Raw genomic sequence first — 8,171 nt, 5'->3', positions numbered from 1 at the left:
GGGGCGAGGTCATCAAGACCGTGCCCGAGTCGAAGATCGTCGAGACGCTGATCGAAGAAGCCCTGAGGATCGCCGAGGGCATGGAAGACGCAGGGACACCATCGGGGGTTCCCGCCGTCACCGTGAGCTGAAACAGAACCAGAGAGGGGGCCCGAGCGTGACGATTCTGGAGAACATCCGGGGGCCGCACGATCTCAAGGCGCTGAGCGAAGCCCAACTCGACGAACTCGCCGAGGACATCAGACAGTTCCTCGTCCGGGCGGTGGCGAGGACCGGCGGACATCTGGGGCCCAACCTCGGGGTGGTGGAGCTCTCCATCGCCCTGCACCGGGCCTTCGACTCGCCCGTGGACCGCATCCTGTGGGACACCGGGCACCAGAGCTATGTGCACAAACTGCTCACCGGACGGCAGGACTTCTCCAAGCTGCGGGGCAAGGGCGGCCTTTCCGGCTACCCCTCCCGCGAGGAGTCCGAGCACGACGTCATCGAGAACTCGCATGCCTCGACCGTCCTCGGCTGGGCCGACGGCATCGCCAAGGCCCATCAGGTGCTGGGGCGGAGCGACCATGTCGTGGCCGTCATCGGAGACGGGGCCCTCACCGGCGGGATGGCCTGGGAGGCGCTCAACAACATCGCGGCCGCGAGGGACCGGCCGCTGATCATCGTGGTCAACGACAACGAACGCTCCTACGGCCCCACGATCGGCGGTCTCGCCAACCACCTCGCCACCCTCCGTACCACGGACGGATACGAACGCTTCCTCTCCTGGGGCAAGGGCGTGCTCCAGCAGACGCCCGTCATCGGACAGCCGTTGTACGAGTCGCTGCACGGCGCGAAGAAGGGGTTCAAGGACGCCTTCGCCCCGCAGGGCATGTTCGAGGACCTCGGGCTCAAGTACGTCGGGCCGATCGACGGTCATGACATCGCAGCCGTCGAATCCGCACTGCACCGGGCGAAACGCTTCCACGGCCCGGTGCTGGTGCACTGCCTCACCGAGAAGGGCCGCGGCTACCCGCCCGCGCTCCGGGACGAGGCCGACCGCTTCCACACCGTGGGCGCGATGGACCCGCTGACCTGCGCACCGCTCGCCCCGTCCGGAGCGCCTTCCTGGACCGCGGTGTTCGGGGACGAGATCGCAGCGATCGGCGCGGAGCGGCCGGATGTCGTGGCCATCACCGCGGCGATGCTGCACCCCGTCGGACTGACGAAGTTCGCCGAGGCGTTTCCCGACCGGGTCTGGGACGTCGGAATCGCCGAGCAGCACGCGGCGGTCTGCGCGGCGGGACTGGCCACCGGTGGACTGCATCCGGTCGTCGCCGTCTACGCCACCTTCCTCAACCGGGCCTTCGATCAACTGCTGATGGATGTCGCGCTGCACAAGTGCGGGGTGACCTTCGTCCTCGACCGCGCCGGAGTCACCGGTCCTGACGGCCCGTCGCACAACGGCATGTGGGACATGTCCATGCTGCAGGTCGTCCCCGGGTTGCGGATCGCCGCCCCGCGCGACGCCGACGAACTGCGCGCCGAGCTCCGCGAAGCCGTCGACATCGACGACGCACCCACCGTGATCCGGTTCCCCAAGGAGTCGGTGGGGGAGCCGGTCCCGGCCATCGACCGGATCGGCGGAATGGACGTACTGCACCGGGCGGACGACCCCGATGCGCTGCTCGTGGCTGTCGGTGTGCTCGCCCCGGTCTGTCTGAAGGCCGCAGACCTGCTGGCGGGCGGCGGCATCCGCTGCACCGTCGTCGACCCACGCTGGGTCAAGCCGGTCGACGAACAGCTGGCCCCGCTCGCCGAACGGCACCGGCTGGTCGCCGTCGTGGAGGACAACAGCCGGGCAGGGGGTGTCGGTTCGGCGGTCGGGCAGGCATTGCGGGATGCCGAGGTCGACGTTCTGCTGCGGACGTTCGGCATCCCCGATCAGTTTCTCGCCCACGGCAAGCGCGCCGAGGTGCTGGCCGACATCGGCCTCACCCCGGTCGAGGTCGCGGGGCGCATCAGCGCCGCACTGGCCGCCAAGGAAGCAGCGACAAGGACCGAGGAGAGCGGGGCATGAAGGACGACGGGCCCAAGGGCTTCGACCTGGCACAGCTCCTCGCGGAGCGCGGCGGCGAGCGCTACGAGCTGCACACGGAATACCTCAACCACCAACTGCCCCGCATGCTGCACACCATCGGCTTCGACAAGGTCTACGAACGGGCCGAGGGCGCGCACTTCTGGGATGCGGACGGCAACGACTATCTCGACATGCTCGCCGGGTTCGGCGTGATGGGCCTCGGCCGGCACCACCCCGTCGTACGCAAGGCCCTGCACGACGTCCTGGACGCCTCGCTCGCCGATCTCACCCGCTTCGACTGCCAACCGTTGCCCGGGCTGCTGGCCGAGAAGCTGCTCACGCACAGCCCGCACCTGGACCGGGCCTTCTTCGGTAACAGCGGTACGGAGGCTGTCGAGACCGCCCTGAAGTTCGCCCGGTACGCCACCGGCAGGCCCAGGATTCTCTACTGCACCCACGCATTCCACGGGCTGACGACCGGCTCTCTCTCGGTCAACGGGGAGAGCGGCTTCCGGGACGGCTTCGCACCGCTGCTGCCGGACACCGCCATCGAGCTCGGGGATCTCGACGCACTGCGCCGTGAACTGAAGCGCGGTGATGTGGCGGCCCTGGTCGTCGAGCCGATCCAGGGCAAGGGCGTCCACGCCGCGCCGCCCGGCTTCCTGCGGGACGCGCAGGAACTGCTGCACAAGCACAAGGCACTGCTCATCGCCGACGAGGTGCAGACCGGCCTCGGCAGGACCGGCGATTTCTACGCGTACCAGCACGAGGAGGGCGTCGAACCCGATCTGGTCTGTGTGGCCAAGGCCCTCTCCGGTGGCTATGTGCCGGTCGGGGCGACCCTCGGCAAGGACTGGATCTTCAGACGCGTCTACTCGTCGATGGATCGGGTCCTGGTCCACTCCGCGAGCTTCGGCTCCAACGCCCAGGCGATGGCGGCCGGGCTCGCGGTCCTCGCGGTGATGGAGGACGAGGAGATCGTCGCGGGTGCGCGCCGCACCGGTGATCTGCTGCGCGAGCGGCTGGCCGCACTGGTCGACCGCTACGAGCTGCTGCACGAGGTGCGCGGGCGCGGGCTGATGATCGGCATCGAATTCGGCCGGCCGTCGTCACTGAGGCTGCGCAGCCGCTGGACCATGCTGCAGGCGGCCCGCAAAGGCCTCTTCGCGCAGATGGTGGTGGTGCCCCTGCTGCAGAAGCACCGCATCCTCACCCAGGTGTCGGGAGATCAGCTGGAAGTGATCAAGCTGATTCCGCCGCTGGTGATCGGGGAGCCGGACGTCGACCGGTTCGTCACGGCGTTCACCGCGGTGATGGACGAGGCGCACAGCGGCGCGGGGCTGATGTGGGACTTCGGCAGGACCCTGGTGAAACAGGCCGTCGCCAACCGCTGACCCCGCGGGCCCGGCAAGACTCACCGTGTTTGCCTCTGAGGTAATAAATTTGCCTCAGAGGAAAGCTCCTGGCCCAATGGGTACATGAACACTCCAGACGGAGGGGTGGCCGACGAGCTGCCCGGGGTCGCGCCACGCCTGCGCGATCTGCGCCGCAGCCGTGGTCTCACCCTGGAGACCGCCGCTCAGCGGGCGGGACTCTCACCCGCCCATCTCTCCCGGCTCGAAACGGGACGTCGGCAGCCTTCGCTGCCGATGCTCCTCGGTCTTGCCAGGATCTACGGTACGACGGTCTCCGAGCTGCTCGGCGAGACGCCCCCGGAACGGGAGGCGATCATCCGCGGCGGGAGGTTCGACGGGGCCGAGGCCGACGGCTGGATGTATCAGCAGGCCGGCGGCTCCGGCCGGGCGATGCAGGCGCTCCGCGTCCGGGTTCCTTACGGCGCACAGGGTGATCTCGTGCGCGTCCATCCCGGCGAGGAGTGGCTGTACGTGCTCGCCGGACACCTCCGGGTCACACTCGGGGACACCGTGCACGATCTGGCCGCCGGTGACAGCGCGCACTTCGACTCGCTCACCCCGCACCGGATCGCGGCCGTCGACCGCGACGGTGCCGAGCTGCTCTTCGTCCACACCCTGCTGCAGAGCCCCGCCGCCGAGCTGTGCCTCGGCAGCGGTATCCACCGTCGCTGAGACCGGGCCGCCCGGTCGCCAGAGAGGACTGTCATGTCCGATTCAGAGAACTTCGACCCGCTCGGGTCCAGGAAGAACTACGAAGCCCAGGAGCGGAAGTTTCCGCGCGGCGTGGTGATCCGGCTGTTCGCCTACCTCATCGCCGGACACATCTTCGCGGCCTTCCTCTACCTGCTCTTCGCAGTGGCTGGCAAGGGCTGACCACCGCCGACGGGCGCGTGTGGCTACGCCTCGTCGAGGAGCCGGTCGCGCAGCTGCTCACGGGTCTTGGGCGCGAGCTTCAGGCCCTCGGAGAAGTAGCGGTCCGTGCCGCCCCAGGTCTCCTCGATGGTGGCGAAGGCCGCGGCGAGGTAGTCGGCGTGGGCGCCGAAGAGCGGATTGAGCAGCTCCATCACCTCGGGCGACATGCCGTCCGCCGAGGTGTCGCTGCGCTGCACCTTGTAGCGGCGGTGGGCGTCGTTCGACTTCAGGTAGTCGGCCTCGATGGCATCGCGCTCGACCCCGACCGCGAGCAGCGACACCGCGATCGACAGACCGGCCCGGTCCTTGCCCGCCGCGCAGTGCATCAACGCGGGAACGGAGTCCTCGGCCAGGGCGTGCAGAACTCGGCTGTGTTCGGCGGTACGGTCCTGAATGATCGCGCGGTACGAGGCGATCATCCGGTTCGTTCCCTTGCCGTCGGCCAGGATCGAGCGCAGCTGGTCGAGATCGCCGTCGCGGACCATCTGCCAGAACTCGGCGCCGTCGGCGGGGTCGGAGAGCGGGATGCTCACATTCCGTACGCCCGGAAGCTCCACATCCGGGCCTTCGAGCCGGTGGTCGGCCGCATTGCGGAAGTCGAAGACCGTGTGCAGGCCGAGACCGCCCAGGAAGGCGGCGTCCTCGGCGGTGGCGTGCGCGAGGTGACCGCTGCGGAAGAGCCGTCCGTACCGTACCCGCCGGCCGTCCGCGGTGGGCAGTCCGCCCACATCGCGGAAGTTGCGGACACCCGCCAGTTCGGGTTCCGTCGACGGGATCTGCGGCAACTGCTGCGTCACGGTGACTCCTGGAGTGTCTGGCGCCGGCGCGAGTCGCCGACAAGGCCACTCCCGCGACGATACGACATTGATTCCTCAGGCAATCATCTCGGCCTTTGCTTGTCGATATTTCCGCCAACCCCGTTACTCCTGCGGTGAATCCGCCCGGCGAATTCCTTGCAAGGCCGTTGCCCACCCACCGGCGATGGTCGATGATGTGCGGAACTGTTGGAATGTGGGGATGCGATGATCGAGACTGGCGACAAGGGCCGGACCTGGCTGCTCACCGGGGCGAGCAGCAGCTACGCACTGCGACTCACCGAGCGGGACGAGCTGGTCCATCTGCACTGGGGGCCGCGGATCGCCCTTGCCGCGGCCGAGGCCCTGGCCGCAGCGCCGGAGCCGCCCTTCAGAGGCTTCGAGTCCCAGCTCGACGGCCGCGAGGAGTACCCCGTGGAGGGCGGCCCCCGGTTCGTCCGCCCGGCCCTCTCGGTACGCACCCCCGAGGTCCGCGGCACCGAGTGGGCTTTTGCCGACGCCACGGTGGACGGAGACGAACTCCGCATCGGATTCACCGACTTCGTGCACCGGCTCGTCCTGACTCTGCACTACCGGATGCGGGACGACTCCGATGTGATCGAGCGCTGGGCCACCGTCGCCCACGCCGGGCCGGACGGTCCGCCGCTGGAACTGCTGCGAGCCGACGCCGCAGCCTGGGCGCTGCCCGCGCGCGACGGCTGGCGGCTGAGCCGGCTGCACGGACGCTGGGCGGCGGAGTCGCAGCTTGCACGCGCGGAGCTGACGTACGGCGAGAGCGTCATCTCCAGCAGGCGCGGTCACACCGGGCACCAGTACCTGCCGTGGGTCGCGCTCGACGCCGACGGTGCGGCGACCGAGGAGAACGGCGAGGTGTACGGCTGTGCGCTCGGCTGGTCCGGGTCGTGGCGGATTTCGGTACAGCAGCTCCCCGATGGGCTGGTGCAGATCACCGGCGGCGCCGGCTACGACGACTCGGGGCTGCTGCTGCTCGCGCCGGGTGAGTCGTACACCACCCCCGTCTTCGCCGGTCTATGGAGTGCGGAAGGGTTCGGCGGGGCGAGCCGGGCCTGGCACGCCTGGCAGCTGGCCCATGTGATCCCGGACGCACAGAGCCTGCGGCCGGTGCTCTACAACTCCTGGGAGGCGACCGGCTTCGACGTCTCGCAGGAACAGCAGCGCGCCCTCGCCGAGCGCGCCGCCGCGATGGGCGTCGAGCTGTTCGTCGTGGACGACGCGTGGTTCGGGCAGCGCACCAGCGACCGGGCCGGGCTCGGCGACTGGACGCCGAATCCCGACCGCTTTCCCGGCGGACTGAAGCCGCTCGCCGACGAAGTGCACGGACTCGGCATGCAGTTCGGTATCTGGGTCGAGCCGGAAATGGTCAATGCCGACAGCGATCTCTATCGCGCACACCCCGACTGGGTGCAGCATTTCCCCGGGCGGGCGCGGACCGAGTTCCGCAATCAACTGGTGCTCAATCTGGCCCGCACAGATGTGCAGGACTATCTGTGGGAGCAGCTGGACACACTGCTCTCCAGCGCGCCCGTCGACTATGTGAAATGGGATTTCAACCGCAGCTTCACCGACGCGGGCTGGCCGGGTGAGGAGTATCAGCAGAAGCTCTGGATCGAGCACGTGGACGCCCTGTATGCGCTCATCGACCGGCTCCGGGCCGCGCACCCCTCCGTCGCCTTCGAGTCCTGCTCGGGCGGCGGCGGCAGGATCGACCTGGGGATTCTGTCCCGTACGGACCAGGTGTGGACCTCCGACAACACCGACCCGCTCGACCGCCTCACCATCCAGGAGGGCTTCGGTCAGATCCATCCGGCCCGGGTGATGGCCGCCTGGGTCACCGACAGCCCGAATGTCCAGCTCAACGACAGGGTCAGCTCACTGAAGTTTCGTTTCGTGAGCGCGATGGCCGGTGTGCTCGGGGTCGGTGGGGACCTCACCGACTGGAGCGCGGACGAGCTGGCCGAGGCGCGGAACTGGGTGGATCTCTACAAGGAGATCCGGCCGGTGGTGCAGCACGGCGCGCTGTACAGGCTGCGCGCGCCGCGCGGCGGACTCAGCGCGGTCCAGTACGTCTGGGGGACGAGGCCGTGGTCCTGATGTGGCTGGAGGCACAGAGGTACGGGGGAGCGGCCCCCGGCCCTGCGGCTGCGGGGGATCGACCCGGCGGCGATGTACACCTGCCTGGACACGGGCGCGGTGCACCACGGTTCGGTACTGCTGCATCAGGGGCTGCACACCGGGCTTCGGGGGGATCTCGACGCGCGGGTACTGAGGCTGCGTCGCGAATGATGGGCGCGACATGTCCGTAATCGGCGCATTTGACGCAATATGCCCTGGTTTTACGGGAGATGGTTGCCTGTTCGTGAGCGGAATCATATCCGTGACGGTGCGTGCTGGCGGGGCAGTCGGGTACTCCCTGCGCGGCGCGGAAAGCCAAGATCCTTAATCCACGGAGTGTGACCGGAATTCCGCGCTGATTTCCGAGCGCGGATTCCGGTACGGAATCAGTGGCTTGTTATCGCCGTCCCGACTCGCTTACGGTCACCGTCAATCCGGACGGCCCGCCTAATCCTGCCGCCGCCCGGAATTCGCACCCACTCATCGCGTGGCAGGAGCGGGGGAACCAGGTAGGCCGCCGATCGGAGAAATCCGGCCGGCTAGGGGTCAAGTCGCGCTCAGCGCGGCCGGGCATCTCCAGCCCGAACCCGACAGCTCACCTCGCAGGCGCCGGAGAGGAAGCACGTCATGCCCATATCGGGTAAGCATCGTCGTACGAAGGCCGGCACCATCGCCCGTGGCGTCGTCGCCGCAGGCGCCGGTGGTGCCGTCATCGCACTGCCGCTGCTCGGCGCCACCGGTGCCCACGCCGCGCCGCAGTCGGCCCCGACCGCCGCGCCGCAGTCGGCCGCCGCCACGCACGCCGCCCCGGCCGAGCCGGTCGCGCAGAAGCGGGCC

The 8,171-nt window shown here is 68.9% G+C and carries 5 protein-coding genes, 3 pseudogenes and 1 riboswitch; of the genes and pseudogenes, 7 read left to right on the top strand and 1 reads right to left on the bottom strand.

The window, feature by feature from the left end; translation table 11 throughout:
- The 5 genes and pseudogenes from GA0115254_RS37110 to GA0115254_RS44970 form a co-directional block, all read left to right on the top strand.
- Positions 1-131, top strand: a pseudogene (locus tag GA0115254_RS37110) (4-hydroxy-3-methylbut-2-en-1-yl diphosphate synthase); the annotation flags it as partial.
- A 26-nt stretch (positions 132-157) separates the two neighbouring features.
- Positions 158-2,059 carry a 1-deoxy-D-xylulose-5-phosphate synthase gene (gene dxs, locus GA0115254_RS37105; RefSeq protein ID WP_093899657.1) on the top strand — a complete coding sequence of 634 codons (1,902 nt, stop codon included), beginning with the start codon at positions 158-160 and terminating at the stop codon, positions 2,057-2,059.
- Positions 2,056-3,453 carry an aspartate aminotransferase family protein gene (locus GA0115254_RS37100; RefSeq protein WP_093899656.1) on the top strand — a complete coding sequence of 466 codons (1,398 nt, stop codon included), beginning with the start codon at positions 2,056-2,058 and terminating at the stop codon, positions 3,451-3,453. The genes dxs and GA0115254_RS37100 overlap by 4 nt, the downstream gene beginning before the upstream one ends.
- Before the next feature lie 84 nt (positions 3,454-3,537).
- Positions 3,538-4,146 carry a helix-turn-helix domain-containing protein gene (locus tag GA0115254_RS37095; protein ID WP_093899655.1) on the top strand — a complete coding sequence of 203 codons (609 nt, stop codon included), beginning with the start codon at positions 3,538-3,540 and terminating at the stop codon, positions 4,144-4,146.
- A 33-nt stretch (positions 4,147-4,179) separates the two neighbouring features.
- Positions 4,180-4,347, top strand: coding sequence for a DUF6126 family protein (locus tag GA0115254_RS44970; RefSeq protein ID WP_176729046.1), 168 nt, complete (start codon positions 4,180-4,182; stop codon positions 4,345-4,347).
- A gap of 23 nt (positions 4,348-4,370) precedes the next feature.
- On the opposite strand, the gene GA0115254_RS37090 is transcribed toward GA0115254_RS44970, so the two are convergent.
- On the bottom strand, positions 4,371-5,183 hold the full coding sequence (locus GA0115254_RS37090) for a tyrosine-protein phosphatase (RefSeq protein ID WP_093899654.1): 813 nt from the start codon (positions 5,181-5,183) through the stop codon (positions 4,371-4,373).
- A 225-nt stretch (positions 5,184-5,408) separates the two neighbouring features.
- Between GA0115254_RS37090 and GA0115254_RS37085 the strand changes: the two are divergent.
- Positions 5,409-7,505: pseudogene (locus tag GA0115254_RS37085) on the top strand (alpha-galactosidase).
- Between the two features lie 296 nt (positions 7,506-7,801).
- Positions 7,802-7,956: riboswitch (cyclic di-AMP (ydaO/yuaA leader) on the top strand.
- A gap of 5 nt (positions 7,957-7,961) precedes the next feature.
- Positions 7,962-8,171 (top strand): annotated as a pseudogene (locus tag GA0115254_RS37080) (peptidase); the annotation flags it as partial.

This window comes from Streptomyces sp. Ncost-T10-10d (genome assembly GCF_900091955.1).
Lineage (GTDB): Bacteria > Actinomycetota > Actinomycetes > Streptomycetales > Streptomycetaceae > Streptomyces.
The sequence above is the reverse complement of the archived record's forward strand: the minus strand, read 5'-3'. Positions and strand labels throughout refer to the sequence as shown.

Bases quoted from the DNA above. Each gene is read 5' to 3' on its own strand.
- GA0115254_RS37100 (WP_093899656.1), top strand. From the start codon at position 2,056: ATGAAGGACGACGGGCCCAAGGGCTTCGACCTGGCACAGCTCCTCGCG.
- GA0115254_RS37095 (WP_093899655.1), top strand. From the start codon at position 3,538: ATGAACACTCCAGACGGAGGGGTGGCCGACGAGCTGCCCGGGGTCGCG.
- GA0115254_RS44970 (WP_176729046.1), top strand. From the start codon at position 4,180: ATGTCCGATTCAGAGAACTTCGACCCGCTCGGGTCCAGGAAGAACTAC.